Here is a 19,475-nt window from a genome sequence, read left to right as displayed (position 1 = left end):
GAATAACGCTTGCTTACTATGACCGGAAAAGCCGTAGTATTATCCGGATAGACTAGGAAAGTGTTACCTATGTTCCCGGTCTGAAGTGTTACCTATGTATCCGGTCGTACATGCGCTCGGCCGGGTTACGGATAGCTATTTTTTGTAGCCCGGCCGAGCGCAGCGACGCCGGGACCAATATCACACAATCAGACTGTACGCTTCGCCTTCTGTTTGTAGCGGTCAAAAATCACCGCCGCCAGTAAGATCAGGCCACGCACGACATACTGAGAGAACGGGGAAATATTCAGCAGGTTCATAGCGTTTTCTACCGTTCCCAGAATCAGGATCCCGGCCACCACATAAGAGATCTTGCCGATCCCGCCCTTCAGCGACACGCCGCCCAGCACGCACGCCGAGATAACGATCAGCTCATAACCAATGGAAGTCATCGGCTGGCCGCTGGTCATACGCGAGGCCAGAATAATACCCGCCGCCGCGGACACCAGCCCGGATAGGACAAAAATGATTATCTTGGTACGCACCACGGGAACCCCCGCCAGACGCGCCGCTTCTTCATTACCGCCAATCGCCAGGGTATTGCGCCCGAAGGTGGTTTTATTCAGCAGTAAACCGAAAATAATCAGGCACCCAACGGTCAGCCAGATTGGCGCCGGCAGCCCTAGCCAGTTGGCATAGCCGAGGGTAAAGAAGCGCTCGTCTTCAATGCCCACCGCCTTGCCGTCTGAGATAATGTAGGCGAGGCCTCGCACAATCTGCATCGTCGCAAGCGTCGTAATCAAGGCGTTGATTTTCAGTTTCGCAATAACAAAACCGTTGACCAACCCGCTTAACGCCCCGAGCAGCAGACCGGCAAATACGCCAATCCATAGGCTCTCAGTGAGGTTAATCACCACCGCCGTGGTAACCCCTGCGCAGGCAATCACCGACGCCACTGACAGGTCAAAGTCGCCGGAAGCGAGGCAGAAGAGCATTCCGCAGGCCACCATTCCCGACATAGAAATCGCCAACCCTAACCCCTTCATATTGATGAATGAGGCAAAATTTGGCACAAAAATGGCGCAGCAAATAAACAGCACGGCAAAGACCACCAGCATGCCGTACTGATCCCAGATACGGCCAAAACTCAGCGACGTGCGACGTGCGCCTGGTGTAGTAACAGATGACATCGTAACCTCCTTCCTCAGGCCACAGCCTGACTGACTTTAGGCATAGCCAGGCTTAACGCCTGTTGTTCATTGGCGCTGTCGTGCAGCAGCTCACCGGAAATCTCCCCTTCCCGCATCACCAGGATGCGGTCAGCAACGCCCAATACTTCCGGCAGGTCGCTGGAGGCAAAAAGCACCGCTACGCCCGAGGCCGCTAGCGCGTAAATCACGTTATAGATTTCATGTTTGGCCCCAACGTCAATCCCGCGCGTCGGTTCATCCAGCAGGATGACCTTCATCTCCTCAGAGAGCCAGCGCCCAAGAATTGCTTTCTGCTGATTACCCCCGGAGAGGTTCATAATCAACTGCTGCGCCCCCGGCGTTTTGATATTCAGAGATTTAATATGATGTTCAGCGTTGGTTGACTCCCACGCATTGTTGATAAGACAGCCAGCGTGGATATGCTTACGCCGGGCGCTAATGTTGATATTGTCGCGCACCGAATGGACCGGAATAATCCCCTCGGCTTTGCGGTCTTCCGGGCAAAGCATCATCCCGGCACGAATGGCCTGCGCTGGCTTATCGATAGTCACCGGCTGGCCGTCGATAAATATCTGCCCGCCGCTGAGCCTGGTGCCACCGAAGATCCCTTTCATCAGTTCACTTCGTCCCGCCCCGACTAAGCCAAACAACCCGACGATTTCGCCGCTGCGCACCGCAAGCGAGATTGGCGTGCGAACGCCCGGCGCTTTCACCTGGTCAAGGCGCAAACGCTCATCGCCATACTCGCGTGACTGCCAGCCGTAGATATCACCGATTTCACGCCCGACCATTGCCTGTACCAGGCGGTCATGGCTGACCGCTTTGATATCGTCAAATGTGCAGACATAACGACCGTCTTTGAACACGGTAATCGCATCGCTGAGGGCAAAAATCTCCTCCATGCGGTGTGAAACATAAATGATCACCCTGCCTTCTTTGCGCAGTTCGCGGATGACCCTGAACAGATTGTCGATTTCGCGCGCGGATAGCGAGCTGGTCGGTTCGTCAAAGGCGAAACCTTGGCGTTACGCGCCAGAGCCTTGGCAATTTCCACCATCTGCCACTGGCCGATAGAGAGATACTTCAGCGGCGTGTCGGGGTCGATATCCAGACCCAGATGCTCCAGCTGCAGCCGGGCTTCATAGTTCAGCAACGAGCGGTTAACGAAGCCGCCGCGGCTCGGTAACTGCCCTAGATAAATATTTTCCGCCACGGTCATTTCCGGGACGAGATGCAGTTCCTGGTAAATAATTGCGATCCCTGCGTTCAACGCCGCAGTGGTATCGGCAAAAGAAATCTCTTCTCCCCGCAGCACCAATGACCCGGAGGTTGGCGCATAATTGCCGCTGAGAATTTTCAGCAGCGTGGATTTACCCGCGCCGTTCTCCCCCATCAGCGCATGCACCTGTCCGCTATAGCAATCGAAGCTAATATCGGACAGCGCTTTTACGCCGGGGAAGGTTTTGCTAATACCGCGGAAAGAGAGATAAGGGGTAGACTGTTGCATCGCAACCTCCACAATGACACGACCCGTCTCCCTTCGCTGTCGCGAAGGGAGAACTATCAGGACTCAGAGGCCTTTTTTCGCCAGCTCTTCTTTGAAGTTATCGCGGGTAATCAGCACCACGTCAGTCACCGCAGTAAATTTCGGTGGCTCAGCGCCTTTCTGTACCCAGTTGTAGAGCAGTTCACTGGTTTTATAGCCGTGAATATCCGGGCTTGGCAGTAATGAGCCGAAGAAGCCGGTAGCCTGGGCTTTAGAAAGCTCATTGACCGCATCAACGCCGTTAATGCCGATACCAATGACGTTGGCCGCTTTAAAGCCCTGGCCTTCCGTCGCACGCACGCCGCCCAGTACGGTGTTGTCGTTCATGCCGATAATCAGCCACTGTTTCACTTCCGGATGCTGTACCAGCAGGGAGTTACCGGCATCGAATGCACCCGGGATATCGTTAGATTTGGTCGGTACCTGATAGATTTGTTTTTCCGGGAAGCCCGCCGCTTTCAACGCGTCCATTGAACCGGTAGTACGACGACGCGCCGTATCCAGTTCGTTCGCGGTGATGGCCATCACGCCGGTCGTTTTCACATCCCAACCGCGCTTTTGCATTTCTTTGTAGAGTTCCTGGCCCTGACGCGCGCCAATTTCGCTCGCCGCCATCATCACCAACGGTACATCTTCCATCGGTTTACCTTTGGCGTTGACGAACTGATCGTCGACGGTGATTACCTTCATGTCATAGCCGCGCGCTTTCGCCACAATGGCTGGCCCTAATTTCGGGTCTGGGGTGCAGATAACAAAGCCTTTTGCGCCGCTAGCCGCCAGGCTATCAATCGCATTCAGCGTTTTCTCTCCGTCCGGCACGGCAATTTTAATCACGTCAAAGCCGAGGTCTTTACCGGCTTTATCGGCAAATTTCCATTCCGTCTGGAACCAGGGTTCCTCGGGTTGTTTCACTAAAAAACCGAGCTTGAGATTTTCAGCCATAGCTGATTGTGACATAACCGCTGCCAGACCAATGGCCGCCAGCGCTTTGGTAAATTTGTGCATGGTTAACTCCAGCCTTAATGTTCTTTTATGTAGGGAAAAATCAAATAGGTGATTTAAATTAGACATAAAACAAAGTATTAGCCGTATTATTAACAGCGTTAACGTTGTTGAAACATTAATAGCCCGGAATGCGTTTTCCAGAAGAGAGCGGCATCACACCGCAGAATTACAGTAGGGTGATGCATATATTCAGCAATTAAGTACATATAGAAAGCGTGAATTGTCGGACAATTCACGCTAAGGGATAGCAGATTTATCTATATAACGAGTGGGAAAATCCCTTTAACCGGAATTTGTTAACAATTACCAGCGGTAATAGATGTGATCGGCATGGTCGCGAACCGGCGCTTCATCACCCAGCAGGCGAGCGGCAACGGTGAATGCGAAATCAAAGACATGACCAAAGCCTTTGCCGCTAATCAGATTGCCATCTTCGACAACCGGTGCATCAACATATTCACCGTTTTTCACATCCTGCCATAAATCCCCGGAGCAAACGTAACGGCGCCCTTTCAGCAAGTCATTACCTGCTAATACACGTGCCGCCGCAGAGCAGATTGGGCAGATAAACTTACCTGCCGCATCGTGGGCCGCGACGAATTTAACAACATCGGCATTCGCCGCCAGATTCACGCTCCCCTGAGGGCCGCCTGGCAGGACAACCGCGTCGTACAGCGTATCAAGGCGTTCTGCCAGCGTCGCATCGGCAACCATCGGAATATCGTGATAGCTGACAACCGCTCGGGACTCAGCGCAGGACACCAGTTCAACGCCAATGTGCAGACGACGTAGGATATCAATCGTGACAATCGCTTCCCCTTCTTCAAAACCTGGGGCCAGCAGTACAGCAACCTGTTTCATTTTAACTCCTGTCATTTTAATCAACGCATCTTCCCTGAGGCGGCAAAACGGGAAGAACTTGCGTACCCTTAATTACGGCAAACAGCATCTACCGGCTGTCTAATAGCAAAAATGATCTAAAACAAATTTAACCTTGTTTTGATATTCAAGACAGCCACTTAAAAATACATGCTTTGTCTGATAAACATTATTCGTAAAATGCCATTCATCGTAAATAATACGTATTAATTTCGCTTTAACTTTAATATTCATTGAAAAACAAGATCGCGATCACACTTTAAATGCCCATCGAGCCCTAGCAAACCTCATGTTAACAAAGCCTTACGGAAAATATACAAACGCGTTATATTCACTGTTAATCATCGCATTAAGAAAATATATCTCTGCCAATGGCGTTAATTTTAATATAGGTTGTAACGAAACGTAAAAAGCAACCCATGAGACTTTTCTTATATCCACACTCAGCGTATTATTTTTTTGACGAAGGGATTTAATATCCCAAAGTCAGACGCAAGGACTACAGGTAATATGTAGTCACACTCTAACGCGGAAATAGCGCATGGTTAGCGGCTATTACGAACTATGCGATTTAACGCGTATCGTTCCTACCAGCAATAAGGATATTTGTATGGCAGTTCCAGGAATGGTTCAAAAGCTTAATGCACAGATGAATCTTGAGTTTTCTGCATCTAATCATTATTTGCGTTTGAGCGAGTGGTGCTCAGAACATAGGCTGAATGGGACCGCGACGTTTCTACGTTCACGGGCTCAGTCCAGCGTAACGCAGATGATGCGCGTGTTCGACTATATGAAGAAGTCTGGCGCTTATCCGGTGGTTAAAGCTTTTGAAACCAACGAAGATAAATGCGCGACCCTCGAAGATCTTTTCCTGAAAACAATCGAAGGCCATGACCAACGTGCTTCAACGCTGTCAGAATTAACTGAACAAGCTAAAGTGCTTCATGACGATAACACCCTGACGTTCCTGAACGCTCTGGAAGAAGAGCAGGAACAGGATGGTATCTTGCTGAAGACGATTCTGGATGAAGTTCGCAGCGCACGAAAAGCCGGTCTTTGCATTCAACAAACCGACCAGCATCTGCTGAATATCGTGACTCAACAACAACATTAATTGATTTCAGAAGGGCGGCGTCTCCGCCCTTCTTTTATTGGTATTCCGGGCCATTTTCCCGAAACCTCACCGCGTTATTGGTATTCCGGGCCATTTTCCCGAAACCTCACCGCGTATTAGTGCGTTGCATCCTGTGGCGCAAACTTCAGCTCAATCAGTGCAATCGCTTTCTGAATCGCTCGCAGCGTCACCGGGTCAGCCCCTGCTGGGTGGGTGGTAAAATCGATGGATTTCAGTTGGCTCGCCATTTTTTCACGGACTTCAACCGGGGCGATAACGTCGATGACGTCGAGGATCTGTTTGATAACGAGCTGGCAGGCTACCACATCGGAAACCAGTTCATCGTTCGGGGTCAGGTTCTGAGACATTTTTTGCTCCTATTTTGCGGAGCGTAATAGTAACCTACTTTCGCAGAAGATAAAAAAACCTGCCGTGGCAGGTTTTTTTTATCAGAACATAGCGCCTGGCGGTACGTCTTTGAAAGTTTTGCAGTAGTTCTCAAACATGCTTTTGAGGATTTTACGCATGCGCTGTTTCATGTTGATGCTCCGGTTTTGTTATGCAGGTGTTATTGTCTTTACGCACATAATATGACCACCGTCACAAAAATCAACCGTTTTGCGACAAAAATCACACTAGTTTTATCGATTGCGTTAAATTTATAAAAATTTTGTTATAGAAATCGACCACTTACCAAAACTACAAAAGCTATAAATTTTAAAAATTATTTTGATAGGGTAAAACAACCATGAGTGAGCCTCTCCAGGCCCAGGCGAGCCGCGGGGTATCCCCTGCTGCGCTGCTTGTGGCCGGTGCATTCTTTATGGAGTTCCTGGATGGTACGGTGATTGCCACCGCCCTTCCTGATATGGCGAAAACATTTGGCGTTGAAGCCGTCGACCTGAACATCGGCATCAGCGCCTATCTGATCACCCTCGCCGTACTCATCCCCGCCAGCGGTTGGATTGCGGATCGCTTCGGCGCCAGAACTATCTTCAGTCTTGCGCTGGCTATCTTCACCGTCTCCTCCGTTTTCTGCGGGCTAGCCACCAGCGCGCACAGCTTTGTGGCTATGCGTATTTTGCAAGGCGTCGGCGGCGCGCTGATGGTACCGGTCGGGCGACTCGCCGTGCTGCGTACCACGCCCAAGCACCTATTGATTACCGCCATCGCCACGCTCACCTGGCCCGCGCTGATTGCCCCCATTATTGGGCCACCGCTTGGTGGGTTCATCACCAAAGTCGCAGACTGGCGCTGGATTTTCTTTATTAACGTTCCACTTGGCATCATCGCCATTCTTCTGGCACTGAAGATAATCCCTAATATCCGTGACGATGAGCGGAGACCCTTTGATCTGCCGGGATTTGTGGCGACCTCGGTCTCGATGGTGAGCCTGGTCTATGCCATGGAACTACTGGGGGCTGAAAAATTACAAGGTGGGTTAATCGTCGGCCTGCTGGTGCTCGGCGGCGTCACCTTCTATTACGCACTGCGCCACTTCCGCAACAGTCAATGGCCAATGATTCGTATGGACGCCCTACAGGTCCCAACGTTTAAAGTCACGATGTACGGTGGATCGCTATTCCGCGCCTCCATCAGCGCCGTGCCGTTCCTGCTTCCGCTGCTGTTTCAGGTGGGCTTCGGTATGGATCCGTTCCATTCCGGCCTGCTGGTGCTGGCGGTATTCGTGGGTAACCTGACGATTAAACCGGCTACAACGCCGCTCATCCGCAAGCTAGGATTCCGCCGCCTGCTGCTGCTCAACGGCGCGTTAAACGTCATTGCGCTGGTTGCCTGCGCCTTCTTAACACCGCACACGCCGGTGTGGGTGATAATGCTGGTGCTCTACCTTGGCGGCGTGTTCCGTTCCATCCAGTTCACCGGGGTCAGTACGCTGGCTTTTGCCGACGTACCGTCCGCCCAGATGAGTTACGCCAACACGTTATTCAGCACCGCCAGCCAGCTGGCTATCGGCCTTGGCATAACGCTTGGCGCTATCGGTATTCGTTTGGGTGAGAAAGTCAGCGCTATACTGAGCCTCAGCGATGTTCCAGGCATTAGCTTCCGTTTGGCGTTCATCTTTATCGCGCTGATTTGTCTGGTGGGGATGATTGATACGCTGCACTTAACGCGGGATGCGGGCAGTTCGGTGTCGAAGAAAGTGAAACAGTAACCCATCCGGGATGGGTCTGGTTGCAAGGTACGGTGAGCCGTTGACCGTACCAGTAAAAGACCACCTTCTTAGAAGGTGGCTTTTGAGAATGCCCCCTGTAAGGGGGGCTACTTTCACCTTCCGCTTACTACTCTAGCAATTCCATCTGTTGTTCATGTGTTTGTTCCGTTTTCTCCTGATGCCGCACATATCTTCTGATAATTTCCTCATTCACTCCTACCGTATCTACAAAGTAACCACGCGACCAAAAATGGTTTCCCCAGAGCTTCTTCCTGATGTGTGGAAAACGATTGTAGAGCCTGATGGCACTGCGACCTTTCAAATGGCCCATTAGCGTTGATATTGAGATTTTAGGTGGGACGATGACGACTAGATGTACATGATCTGGCTGGACATTTAACTCCAGAACTTCACAATCCTTGATTCCGCAGAGAATGTAGATTGTCCTGTAAAGCTCCTTGCCCAGCTTGTCTTTGAGGATCCTGAATCGATATTTTGGTGTCCAGACTATGTGGTATTTGCAACGCCAATATACATGTGATGAACTCCTGTAAAGCCCCATGTTGGTTTGTCTCCTTTTACTTGTGGTGAGTAAGCAGAGATATTCCGGCATGGGCATTCTTCAGGCTATAGCCTTACAGGATCAATCACCACCTCCCTAGGAGGTGGTTTAGGGGTGACAATGAAAAGGCAGACTTCGGTCTGCCTCTTTTTTTGGACATCATAATGGTCTGTGTTATTTTAACCCTTCAGCTTTGTCTAAAAATAATTTAAATCAATAAGTTAAGTAAACACATTTAACCTAAAAATGGTTAAGGAGAACCGTTTGTCTATTTCCATCAAAGGCATTAACGCAGGCGTTATTCGTCAGGAAAATAACTTCATTGCGCTGGCCTTAAAAGTTAAAGAGCCGCGTAACAAAGAGTCGCTCTTTTTCCTGCCCGCTATCGTGCTGAAAGATTTGCTGATTGCCCTCGAATACCGTCTTGCTCAGATCCCGCAGCTCAGCGCCGACGAGCATAGCCGCTACGAAAAGGCGCGCGATAAAGCCACTGCGAAAATGCACCAGAATATCCCAGCTTTGCAGCGCGAAGAGCTGGAGCAAGCCGACGTGAATCTGCGCGTCAACGCCATCGCACTCACGCATGATGACAATGAAACCCAGACGTTCACCCTGACGCTGCATTCCGGCAAAAAGGTCGAACTGGTCGTTGACCTGCTGCAAATCGAGCTGCTGGTGACCGTGATGGTCCATGCCATCAATAACGCGGGGATGAACGAGCTGTCGCTGCGTATCTCTTCCATGCTGGATTTCCTGCCACTGTACGATGTGGACTGCCAGGCAGGCGGTAATCTGGAATACGACACATACTACCATCCGGCCTGGAAACGAAACCTGTTCGTTCACCATCTGGCGGTTATCTATCGTTATACCGATACCGAAGGGAAAACACAGTTTAGCGGGACGGTGATTAAAACGCGCAGCAAACCGGGCACCAAAGACGTCGAAGCCGTCACCCGTCGGCTGTTAGATTGCAGTCCAAGGCTGAAGAAACTCGCGGGCTTACCGTGCCAGGTTTTTGTCAGAGCACTCTCTTCTGACAAACGTAAAACCTTCACGGCTGATGCCTGCATGCAGGCGCTGTATCAACTACAGCAAAGCGTAGAAAAAAACGCAGAAAAAGCCTGACGCACTACGCCCCCGAAATACTAGCGGGGGCGCTACGCGTGAATCAGTTCGGGCACTTATAAACCTGACCGTTCATTTCGCTGTCGGTCGGCACGAAGCTGGACAGTACGCCTTGGGTCGGGCTGCTTACGCCATAAATAACGTTGCCGCCCATCTCTGCGGCGTGGTTACGCAGCGCATTGGCCGCACCGCGCAGAGAGCCACCTTCAGCACCCTGCTGCCCAGAAAGCCAGTTACCCTGAGTCCCGGTAGCGGTACCCAGCAGCTGACACTCCGCACCCGGTTTATCTTCTACAAAGCGTACGTTCTGGCCGCCAGAGGTCAGTTCCGTGGTTGAGCTACAGCCGGCCAGCAGCAGCGCTGCGCCAACGATCCCTGCCAAATATTTTACCTGCATGTTATTCCCCATAATCAATGAGCTGGACGCAAGCCGCCCGTGTGTAAACCTTATACCTAAAAGATGACCAAAAGAAAAACCCCCGAGCATTTCTGCTCGGGGGTTTCTTGATGCTATGGGGTATAGCGCACGATTACATCATGCCGCCCATACCACCCATGCCGCCCATGCCGCCAGCTGCGCCTAAATCAGGAGCGTCGCCTTTTGGCAGGTCGGTAACCATGCACTCGGTGGTGATCATCAGACCAGCAACGGATGCAGCGTACTGCAGAGCAGAACGGGTCACTTTAGTTGGGTCCAGGATACCGAAGTCGATCATGTTGCCGTATTCTTCAGTTGCTGCGTTGTAACCGTAGTTACCTTCGCCCGCTTTCACGTTGTTCGCAACAACAGATGGCTCTTCACCGGCGTTGGAAACGATCTGACGCAGTGGAGCTTCCATTGCGCGCAGCGCAACTTTGATACCGACGTTCTGATCTTCGTTCTGAGCGGTCAGGCCAGCCAGTTTAGCGGCAACGCGAACCAGCGCTACACCACCACCAGCAACCACGCCTTCTTCTACCGCAGCACGGGTCGCGTGCAGGGCATCGTCAACGCGTGCTTTTTTCTCTTTCATTTCAACTTCGGTAGCTGCACCGACTTTGATTACCGCAACGCCGCCAGCCAGTTTCGCTACGCGTTCCTGCAGTTTTTCACGGTCGTAGTCAGAAGTTGCTTCTTCAATCTGTTTGCGGATCTGAGCAACGCGGCCCTGGATCGCAGCTTCTTCACCCACGCCATCGATGATGGTGGTGGTGTCTTTGTTGATCACAACGCGTTTAGCCTGACCCAGGTCTTCCAGGGTTGCTTTTTCCAGCTCCATACCTATCTCTTCAGAGATAACGGTACCGCCGGTCAGGGTTGCGATATCTTGCAGCATAGCTTTACGACGGTCGCCGAAGCCAGGTGCTTTAACAGCAGCGACTTTCACGATACCGCGCATGGTGTTAACCACCAGAGTAGCCAGCGCTTCGCCTTCAACGTCTTCAGCGATGATAACCAGTGGTTTGCCTGCTTTAGCAACGGCTTCCAGAACTGGCAGCATTTCGCGGATGTTGGAAACTTTTTTGTCAGCCAGCAGGATGAACGGGCTTTCCAGCTCAACAGCACCAGTTTCTGGTTTGTTGATGAAGTATGGGGACAGGTAGCCACGGTCGAACTGCATACCTTCAACCACGTCCAGTTCGTCTTCCAGACCGGTACCGTCTTCAACGGTGATCACGCCTTCTTTACCGACTTTATCCATCGCTTCAGCGATCAGTTTACCTACGGTTTCGTCGGAGTTAGCGGAGATGGTACCAACCTGAGCAATCGCTTTAGAGTCGGAGCAAGGTACGGACAGCGCTTTCAGTTCTTCAACTGCAGCCAGAACGGCTTTGTCGATACCGCGCTTCAGGTCCATTGGGTTCATACCCGCAGCAACGGCTTTCAGGCCTTCTGCGATGATAGCCTGAGCCAGTACGGTCGCGGTGGTGGTACCGTCGCCTGCAGCGTCGTTCGCTTTAGAGGCAACTTCTTTCACCATCTGTGCACCCATGTTTTCGAACTTGTCTTCCAGTTCGATTTCACGTGCTACAGATACGCCATCTTTAGTGATGGTCGGTGCGCCGAAAGATTTGTCCAGAACAACGTTACGGCCTTTAGGGCCCAGGGTAACTTTAACTGCGTCTGCCAGTACGTTAACGCCGCGCAGCATTTTTACACGAGCGTCGTTACCAAATTTTACGTCTTTAGCTGCCATTTCTTCTATTCCTCAAATTCGTTCGCGCGTTGCTTACGCTTCAACAATTGCCAGGATGTCGCTTTCAGACATGATCAACACTTCTTCATTGTCGATCTTCTCAGATTTCACGCCGTAGCCATCGTTGAAAATCACGATGTCACCAACTTTAACGTCCAGCGGCTGCACGGTCCCGTTTTCCAGGATGCGGCCCTTACCGACAGCGATGATTTCGCCACGAGTTGATTTTGCTGCCGCAGAACCGGTCAGAACGATGCCGCCTGCAGATTTGGTTTCAACTTCTTTGCGTTTGACGATCACACGATCATGTAACGGACGAATACTCATTGATAGCTCTCCTTTGAGAAAGTCATTATCAGTTATGGGTGATGCCGGGCCGTAAACGGTTTTCCGGCTAGTGCCAGAGAGATGGGGATGGTTATTTTGCCCTTCAAGGGGGCACCCTAAAAAAAATTTTGTCAGGCGGCGCAATCACGATAAATCGCTGAATTACCGGCTTAGAACAGCACAATGCCGCGGGGCCGTCGGGAGGGGGGATGTGGTAACATTTTGCTCTTTTTGCAAGGGTGTGGACGAGGGACATGGCAGGACTTAAACAGGAGCTCGGGTTAGCTCAGGGAGTAGGATTACTATCAACGTCACTGCTCGGCACCGGCGTCTTTGCCGTTCCGGCGCTGGGCGCGCTGGTTGCCGGTGATAATAGCCTGTGGGCATGGCCCGCGCTGATTGTACTGGTCTTTCCCGTGGCGATTGTTTTTGCCCTTCTGGGTCGACACTTTCCCAGCGCCGGCGGCGTAGCGCACTTCGTCGAAATGGCCTTTGGCCCTCGCCTCGCCCGCGTGACCGGCTGGCTGTTCCTTTCCGTTATCCCGGTTGGCCTGCCCGCCGCGCTGCATATCGCCTCTGGCTTTACCCAGGCGCTGTTCGGCTGGCATGGCTGGCAGTTGCTGATGGCGGAGATGGCGACGCTGGCGATTGTCTGGTGGCTGGGCTCACGCGGCGCCAGTTCCAGCGCTAATTTACAAACGCTGGTCGCCATTTTGATTGTTGCCCTGCTGGCCGCCATTTGGGTCTACGGCGATATTTCTGTAAAAGCGATCCCTTTCCCGGCGCTACCGGATGTCGATAGTTCACAGCTTTTCGCCGCGCTATCGGTGATGTTCTGGTGCTTCGTCGGCTTAGAAGCGTTCGCCCATATGGCCTCAGAATTCCGCAACCCGGAGCGCGACTTCCCGCGCGCGCTGATTATCGGCCTGCTGTTGGCGGGCGTGGTCTACTGGGCCTGTACCGTGCTGGTGCTGCACTTCCACGCCTACGGTGCCGCCAATACCGCGGCGGCCTCGCTGCCGACCATCGTGGTGCAACTGTTTGGCGTGAAAGCGCTGTGGCTGGCGAGCGTAGTCGGCTTCCTCGCCTGCTTCGCCAGCCTCAATATCTATATTCAAAGCTTCGCCCGGCTGGTGTGGTCGCAGGCGCAGTCTAAGCCGGATAGCTATCTGGCGCGCCTCTCGCCGGGGCTGGTGCCGCGCAATGCGCTGAGCGTGGTGATTGGTAGTTGCATGGTGAGCACGCTTGCCAGCTACTGGCTAAACATCAACCTCGATGCGCTGATCGTCTATGCCAACGGCATCTTTATTATGATTTATCTGCTGTGCATGCTGGCGGGCTGCCGGTTGTTAGGCGGGCGCTACCGCGCATTATCCGTCGTGGGCGTGGCGCTGTGCGTGCTGTTGCTGTCAATGGTGGGATGGAAGAGCCTGTACGCGATCGTGATGCTGGCCGCGCTGTGGGTGCTGCTGCCGAAAAGGAAGGCCTGAGCATTCCCGGCGTCGCTGCCGACCTGTAGCCGGGACCGCACCAACGCCATAAAAAAAGCCGGAGGCTCAACGCGCTCCGGCTTTTTATTATCACCACCACTTACGGGCGATGATCGTCTTTGTTATCCAACTGGTCCGGACGCTCGTCCTTACGCTGATACTCACCGTCAAACGTCTGCCCGCCTGTAGTACCGCCCGCAAACCCGCCGCCCGGCATCCGATTAAAGTGCAGATACGGCATCAGCTTCACGGTGAGGTGTTTCTGCACCGGCGGCAGCAACAGCACCAGACCTAACAAGTCGGTAAAGAATCCTGGCAACAGCAGCAGCAAACCGGCGAGGATCAGCGAAACGCTTTTGACCATCTCGGCCGCCGGGCTTTCGCCCGCCTGCATTTTTTCCTGCATCAGCATCAGGTTTTTGAAGCCCTGATTGCGCACCAGCGACATGCCGATGACGGAGGTAAAAATAACCAGCACTAACGTCAGCAGGACGCCAAACACATGGGCGACCTGGATAAAAATCGATATCTCAATGTAAACATAGAGAAAAATGGCAATTAACGGTATCCAGCGCACTGGCATCTCCTGTTCGAAAAATAACGCGATTCGCGCGTTTGCAGCGATTCACAGCCCGCTACACTACCTTTAGATGGTGGTGATTCATCGTATTTCAATCAGCACCTGTCCATAATTTTGTCAACAATGGTCAAGCGGTGACTCATTTCACAAATCAATAATTCTTATCTGTTCCGTCTGATAATAAGTGATCCAGATTACTGCAATCCGCTATTATCAGCATATGATCATGGACACCGGGCCGATTAAGGAAATAATCTGCGGTCAGAAAACGCATAACCATTCAGATTATGCGTATTTAGTGAAATCATTGGCAGCTCGCAAATAGAAGGTTCACATGCTAAACAACATTCGTATCGAAGAAGATCTGTTGGGTACCAGGGAAGTTCCGGCTGACGCTTATTACGGCGTTCATACTCTGAGAGCGATTGAAAACTTTTACATCAGCAACAGCAAAATCAGCGACATCCCGGAATTTGTTCGTGGGATGGTGATGGTGAAAAAAGCAGCGGCCCTGGCGAACAAAGAACTGCAAACGATCCCTAAAGGCGTGGCGAATGCCATTATTGCTGCCTGTGATGAAGTCCTGAATAACGGCAAATGCATGGACCAGTTCCCGGTAGACGTTTACCAGGGCGGTGCAGGCACCTCCGTTAACATGAACACCAACGAGGTACTGGCAAACATCGGCCTGGAGCTGATGGGCCACCAGAAAGGGGAATACCAGTACCTGAACCCGAACGACCACGTCAACAAATGCCAGTCCACCAACGACGCCTACCCAACCGGTTTCCGCATCGCGGTGTACACCTCTATTCTGAAGCTGATTGATGCGATTAATCAGCTGGGCGAAGGCTTCCAGCGCAAAGCGGCGGAATTCCAGGACATCCTGAAAATGGGCCGTACCCAGCTGCAGGACGCGGTACCGATGACCCTGGGCCAGGAGTTCCACGCGTTCAACGTGCTGCTGACCGAAGAGACCAAAAACCTGCTGCGCACCGCAGAACTGCTGCTGGAAGTGAACCTCGGCGCGACCGCTATCGGTACTCGCCTGAACACGCCTGACGGCTATCAACAGCTGGCGGTACAGAAGCTGGCAGAAGTCAGTAATCTGGCGGTTGTCCCGGCGGAAGACCTGATCGAAGCAACCTCCGACTGCGGCGCGTACGTGATGGTACACAGCTCGCTGAAACGCCTGGCGGTGAAAATGTCGAAGATCTGTAACGACCTTCGCCTGCTCTCCTCCGGCCCGCGCGCTGGCCTGAACGAAATCAACCTGCCGGAGCTGCAGGCGGGCTCGTCCATCATGCCAGCCAAAGTTAACCCGGTGGTGCCAGAAGTGGTGAACCAGGTGTGCTTCAAGGTTATCGGCAACGACACCACCGTCACCATGGCATCTGAAGCCGGTCAGCTGCAGCTGAACGTGATGGAGCCAGTGATTGGCCAGGCGTTGTTTGAGTCTATCCACATCCTGACCAACGCCTGCTACAACCTGCTGGAAAAATGCATCGACGGGATTACCGCGAACAAAGAAGTGTGCGAAAGCTACGTCTATAACTCGATTGGTATCGTCACCTACCTCAACCCGTTCATCGGCCACCACAACGGCGACATTGTCGGTAAAATTTGTGCCGAAACCGGTAAGAGCGTACGTGAAGTGGTGCTGGAGCGCGGACTGCTGACGGAGGCGGAGCTGGACGATATCTTCTCCCCGCAAAACCTGATGCATCCGGCCTATAAAGCGAAGCGATATACCGATGAAAGCGAACAGTAGTCTTTCTGACTAATAAACTGAGGCATGTCATGATGACATGCCTTTTTTGTTTCTATAATTCACGAAAACACAACAATTATATATCAACTTGTTAAACAAGGAAGGCTATTATGTTTGGAGCAGAACTGGTCATTGTGCTTCTTGCCATTTATCTGGGGGCAAGACTTGGCGGTATCGGCATTGGTTTCGCTGGCGGTTTCGGCGTGCTGGTACTGACGCTCATCTTTCAAATTAAACCCGGTGCGATACCCTTTGACGTTATTGAAATCATCATGGCGGTTATCGCTGCCATTGCCGCGATGCAGATTGCGGGAGGGATGGATTATCTCGTCAGTCTGGCCGAGCGACTGCTCCGCCGTCACCCCAAATACATCACCTTCTTAGCGCCGCTGGTCACCTGGTTTATGACCATTCTGGCGGGCACTGGGCACACCGCGTTCTCCACGCTGCCGGTCATCACTGAAGTCGCCAAAGAGCAGGGGATCCGCCCTTCTCGCCCGCTCTCTATTGCCGTGGTCGCCTCGCAGATTGCGATTACCGCCTCGCCGATTTCCGCGGCGGTGGTGTTCTTCGCCGGCATTCTGGAACCGATGGGCGTGAGCTACCTGACGCTGCTGGCTATCTGTATTCCGGTAACGCTGATTGCCGTTATGCTCACTGCCGTTGTCTGTAACTTCCTCGGCTGCGAGCTGAAAGACGACCCGGTGTATCAGGAACGTCTAGCAAAAGGTGAAGTGCGCCTGCGCGGTAGCAAAGTGTTTGAGTTGAAGCCGCATGCGAAGCGTTCCGTCCTGCTGTTCCTGATTGGTATTGTGGCGGTGATGTTCTACGCCACCGCCATCAGCGACACCGTCGGGCTGATTCAGAACCCGGTACTGCCGCGTAACGAAGCGATTGTGGTGTTCATGCTGACCATCGCCACGCTGATTTGTATCACCTGTAAAGTCGATACCGGCGAGATCCTCAACGCCAGCACCTTTAAGTCCGGCATGAGCGCCTGCGTATGCGTGCTGGGCGTTGCATGGCTGGGCGATACCTTCGTGAAAGCGCATATCACCGACATTCAGGCGGTAGCGGGCGACCTGCTGCACAATTACCCGTGGCTGCTGGCGGTGGTGCTGTTCTTTGCCGCAACCCTGCTTTACTCCCAGGCGGCAACCACCAAAGCGCTGATGCCTGCGGCGCTGATGCTCGGCGTAACCCCGCTGACGGCGATTGCTTCCTTCGCGGCGGTTTCTGCGCTGTTCGTGCTGCCAACCTACCCGACGCTGTTGGCCGCGGTAGAGATGGATGACACCGGCTCTACGCGCATCGGCAAATACGTGTTTAACCACGCCTTCCTGATCCCGGGCGTGATAGCCATTACCCTGTGCGTGATCCTCGGTTTTATCTTCGGCGGCCTGATGCTCTAATCCGCTGTAAAAATCGTTAAAGTCGGGCCGCGCTGCGGCCCGATTCATTCAATCCCCATTACCCGCCGTGCTATAGTGCCTCTTTTCATCGATACGAGGTTTGCAATGAGTACTCCCGACGCTGTTGTGGTTCTCTGTACTGCTCCTGATGAAGCCACCGCCCAGGACCTGGCGGCGAAAGTGCTGGCAGAAAAGCTGGCGGCCTGCGCTACGCTGCTGCCCGGCGCAACATCGCTCTACTACTGGGAGGGGAAACTCGAACAGGAGTATGAAGTGCAGATGCTGCTGAAAACCGACCACGCGCACCAGCAGGCGCTGCTCGACTGTCTGAAGGCTCACCACCCGTATCAAACGCCCGAACTTCTGGTTTTACCCGTTACTCACGCAGATACCGATTATCTCTCATGGCTCAACGCTTACTTACGCTGATTCTGCTGCTGTGCAGCACCTCGGCCTTTGCCGGGCTGTTCGACGCGCCCGGCCGCTCGCAATTCGTTCCTGCCGACCAGGCTTTCGCCTTTGATTTTCAGCAAAACCAGCACGATGTAAAACTTACCTGGCAGGTGAAAGACGGCTACTACCTGTATCGCAAACAGGTTCAGGTTACCCCCGCTAACGCCAGCATCGCTCCGCTCCAGTTGCCCAACGGCGAATGGCATAGCGACGAGTTCTACGGCAAAAGCGAGATCTATCGCCACAGCCTGACCGTACCGGTGACGCTGACCCAGGCCAACGCAGGTGCGATGCTTACCGTCACCTACCAGGGCTGCGCCGATGCGGGCTTCTGCTACCCGCCGGAAACCAAAACTGTACCATTGAGCGCGGTCAAAGCCCTTCCCCCTCTCCCCACCGGGGAGAGGGCCGGGGTGAGGGGCAACCCCAGCGCGGACTTACCGTTCTCCGCCCTCTGGGCCTTACTCATCGGCATCGGCATCGCCTTCACCCCCTGCGTCCTGCCAATGTATCCGCTGATCTCCGGCATCGTCCTCGGCGGCAAACAGCGCCTCTCCACCGCCCGCGCGCTGCTGCTGGCCTTTATCTACGTGCAAGGCATGGCGCTGACCTACACCGCGCTCGGCCTGGTGGTGGCCGCCGCCGGAATGCAGTTCCAGGCAGCGCTCCAGCATCCGTACGTGCTCATCGGCCTGTCGGCGGTGTTTATCCTGCTGGCACTGTCGATGTTTGGTGCCTTCTCGCTGCAATTGCCATCGTCGCTGCAAACTCGCCTTACCCTGATGAGCAACCGCCAACAGGGCGGCTCAATGGGCGGCGTATTTGCGATGGGGGCGATTGCCGGGCTTATCTGTTCGCCGTGTACCACCGCGCCGCTGAGCGCCATCCTGCTGTACATCGCCCAGAGCGGTAACCTGTGGCTCGGCGGCGGAACGCTGTACCTCTACGCGTTGGGGATGGGTCTACCGCTGATTCTGGTGACGGTATTCGGCAACCGCCTGCTGCCCAAAAGCGGGCCGTGGATGGCGCACGTCAAAACCGCGTTTGGCTTTGTGATCCTCGCTCTGCCGGTGTTCCTGCTGGAACGTATTATTGGTGACGTCTGGGGGCTGCGACTGTGGTCGATGCTCGGCGTGGCATTCTTCGGCTGGGCGTTTATCACCAGTCTTGGTTTGAAAAAGCCGTGGCAGCGCATCGGCCAAATACTCCTGCTCGCCGCCGCGCTGATTAGCGTACGCCCGCTTCAGGATTGGGCCTTTGGTACTACCGTGGCGCAGAGCCAGTCGCACCTCAACTTTACCCGCATCAACAGCGTTGAGACGCTGAACGCCGCGCTGGCCAGCGCTCAGGGCAAGCCGGTCATGCTCGACCTTTACGCCGACTGGTGCGTGGCCTGCAAAGAGTTTGAGAAGTACACCTTTAGCGACCCGCAGGTACAGCAGGCGCTGCAAAACACCGTGCTGCTACAGGCGGACGTCACCGCCAACAGCGCGCAGGACGTGGCGCTGCTAAAACATTTACAGGTTCTGGGCCTGCCAACCATTCTCTTCTTTGATGAGAACGGCAACGAGCAGCCCGCACTACGGGTGACCGGCTTTAAGGATGCCGCCGCGTTCCGCGCACATTTGCGCGATCGCCAACCGTAGACAACACTTTTAGACGGATAGC

18 protein-coding genes and 1 pseudogene are annotated in these 19,475 nt (G+C 53.4%); 8 read left to right on the top strand and 11 right to left on the bottom strand.

Features of this window, described 5'->3' with window-relative positions:
* Window positions 1-188: 188 nt before the first annotated feature.
* The 4 genes and pseudogenes from araH to RDN66_RS02990 form a co-directional block, all read right to left on the bottom strand.
* Window positions 189-1,169, bottom strand: coding sequence for an arabinose ABC transporter permease AraH (gene araH / locus RDN66_RS03005; RefSeq protein ID WP_035897211.1), 981 nt, complete (start codon window positions 1,167-1,169; stop codon window positions 189-191).
* A 14-nt stretch (window positions 1,170-1,183) separates the two neighbouring features.
* Window positions 1,184-2,697: pseudogene (araG, locus tag RDN66_RS03000) on the bottom strand (L-arabinose ABC transporter ATP-binding protein AraG).
* A gap of 63 nt (window positions 2,698-2,760) precedes the next feature.
* On the bottom strand, window positions 2,761-3,741 hold the full coding sequence (locus tag RDN66_RS02995; RefSeq protein WP_185669426.1) for an arabinose ABC transporter substrate-binding protein: 981 nt from the start codon (window positions 3,739-3,741) through the stop codon (window positions 2,761-2,763).
* 303 nt (window positions 3,742-4,044) lie between these two features.
* Window positions 4,045-4,602: a DJ-1/PfpI family protein gene (locus tag RDN66_RS02990; RefSeq protein ID WP_202217724.1), complete on the bottom strand. Its 558-nt coding sequence runs from the start codon at window positions 4,600-4,602 to the stop codon at window positions 4,045-4,047.
* Window positions 4,603-5,230: 628 nt separating this feature from the next.
* Between RDN66_RS02990 and RDN66_RS02985 the strand changes: the two genes are divergently transcribed.
* Window positions 5,231-5,734, top strand: coding sequence for a non-heme ferritin-like protein (locus tag RDN66_RS02985; RefSeq protein ID WP_115074044.1), 504 nt, complete (start codon window positions 5,231-5,233; stop codon window positions 5,732-5,734).
* 116 nt (window positions 5,735-5,850) lie between these two features.
* On the opposite strand, the gene RDN66_RS02980 is transcribed toward RDN66_RS02985, so the two are convergent.
* The gene (locus RDN66_RS02980) at window positions 5,851-6,102 is read right to left on the bottom strand and encodes a DUF2766 family protein (RefSeq protein WP_035897221.1); all 252 of its coding nucleotides are present in this window, start codon (window positions 6,100-6,102) and stop codon (window positions 5,851-5,853) included.
* Window positions 6,103-6,183: 81 nt separating this feature from the next.
* A complete protein-coding gene (gene azuC, locus RDN66_RS02975) occupies window positions 6,184-6,273 on the bottom strand; it encodes a stress response protein AzuC (protein WP_015963980.1) in 90 nt (29 codons plus the stop codon).
* A 209-nt stretch (window positions 6,274-6,482) separates the two neighbouring features.
* On the opposite strand from azuC, the gene RDN66_RS02970 reads away from it, so the two are divergent.
* Window positions 6,483-7,907, top strand: a complete 1,425-nt coding sequence (locus tag RDN66_RS02970; protein ID WP_202217723.1) for an MFS transporter — start codon at window positions 6,483-6,485, stop codon at window positions 7,905-7,907.
* A 127-nt stretch (window positions 7,908-8,034) separates the two neighbouring features.
* Here the strand turns inward: RDN66_RS02970 and tnpA are convergent, their stop codons facing one another.
* Entirely contained in the window at window positions 8,035-8,469 is a 435-nt protein-coding gene (gene tnpA, locus RDN66_RS02965; RefSeq protein WP_041162689.1) for an IS200/IS605 family transposase, read from the bottom strand.
* A 264-nt stretch (window positions 8,470-8,733) separates the two neighbouring features.
* On the opposite strand from tnpA, the gene yjeJ reads away from it, so the two are divergent.
* Window positions 8,734-9,597: a YjeJ family protein gene (yjeJ, locus tag RDN66_RS02960; protein ID WP_308537540.1), complete on the top strand. Its 864-nt coding sequence runs from the start codon at window positions 8,734-8,736 to the stop codon at window positions 9,595-9,597.
* Window positions 9,598-9,640: 43 nt separating this feature from the next.
* On the opposite strand, the gene RDN66_RS02955 is transcribed toward yjeJ, so the two are convergent.
* The 3 genes from RDN66_RS02955 to RDN66_RS02945 form a co-directional block, all read right to left on the bottom strand.
* A complete protein-coding gene (locus RDN66_RS02955) occupies window positions 9,641-9,994 on the bottom strand; it encodes a DUF4156 domain-containing protein (protein WP_035894232.1) in 354 nt (117 codons plus the stop codon).
* Window positions 9,995-10,127: 133 nt separating this feature from the next.
* Window positions 10,128-11,774, bottom strand: coding sequence for a chaperonin GroEL (gene groL / locus RDN66_RS02950; RefSeq protein WP_035894234.1), 1,647 nt, complete (start codon window positions 11,772-11,774; stop codon window positions 10,128-10,130).
* A 33-nt stretch (window positions 11,775-11,807) separates the two neighbouring features.
* Window positions 11,808-12,101: a co-chaperone GroES gene (locus RDN66_RS02945; RefSeq protein ID WP_003855929.1), complete on the bottom strand. Its 294-nt coding sequence runs from the start codon at window positions 12,099-12,101 to the stop codon at window positions 11,808-11,810.
* A gap of 254 nt (window positions 12,102-12,355) precedes the next feature.
* Here RDN66_RS02945 and yjeH point away from each other — a divergent pair, with 254 nt between their 5' ends.
* Window positions 12,356-13,591: an L-methionine/branched-chain amino acid transporter gene (yjeH, locus tag RDN66_RS02940; protein ID WP_123651156.1), complete on the top strand. Its 1,236-nt coding sequence runs from the start codon at window positions 12,356-12,358 to the stop codon at window positions 13,589-13,591.
* Between the two features lie 100 nt (window positions 13,592-13,691).
* Here yjeH and RDN66_RS02935 read toward each other — a convergent pair whose 3' ends face one another.
* The gene (locus tag RDN66_RS02935; protein ID WP_035894236.1) at window positions 13,692-14,168 is read right to left on the bottom strand and encodes an FxsA family protein; all 477 of its coding nucleotides are present in this window, start codon (window positions 14,166-14,168) and stop codon (window positions 13,692-13,694) included.
* Window positions 14,169-14,505: 337 nt separating this feature from the next.
* Here RDN66_RS02935 and aspA point away from each other — a divergent pair, with 337 nt between their 5' ends.
* The 4 genes from aspA (at window position 14,506) to RDN66_RS02915 (ending at window position 19,453) form a co-directional block, all read left to right on the top strand.
* The gene (gene aspA / locus RDN66_RS02930) at window positions 14,506-15,942 is read left to right on the top strand and encodes an aspartate ammonia-lyase (protein ID WP_035894237.1); all 1,437 of its coding nucleotides are present in this window, start codon (window positions 14,506-14,508) and stop codon (window positions 15,940-15,942) included.
* Window positions 15,943-16,052: 110 nt separating this feature from the next.
* Complete coding sequence (locus tag RDN66_RS02925; RefSeq protein WP_035894238.1) at window positions 16,053-17,354, top strand: anaerobic C4-dicarboxylate transporter; 1,302 nt, start codon at window positions 16,053-16,055, stop codon at window positions 17,352-17,354.
* Window positions 17,355-17,459: 105 nt separating this feature from the next.
* Entirely contained in the window at window positions 17,460-17,783 is a 324-nt protein-coding gene (gene cutA / locus RDN66_RS02920) for a divalent cation tolerance protein CutA (RefSeq protein ID WP_308537537.1), read from the top strand.
* Window positions 17,759-19,453 (top strand): protein-disulfide reductase DsbD, encoded by a 1,695-nt coding sequence (locus RDN66_RS02915; protein ID WP_308537536.1) that lies wholly within the window; start codon window positions 17,759-17,761, stop codon window positions 19,451-19,453. The genes cutA and RDN66_RS02915 overlap by 25 nt, the downstream gene beginning before the upstream one ends.
* Window positions 19,454-19,475: the final 22 nt, after the last annotated feature.

It is taken from the genome of uncultured Kluyvera sp., from assembly GCF_902485085.1.
GTDB lineage: Bacteria > Pseudomonadota > Gammaproteobacteria > Enterobacterales > Enterobacteriaceae > Kluyvera > Kluyvera ascorbata.
This window is presented reverse-complemented; position numbering and strand designations above follow the sequence as displayed.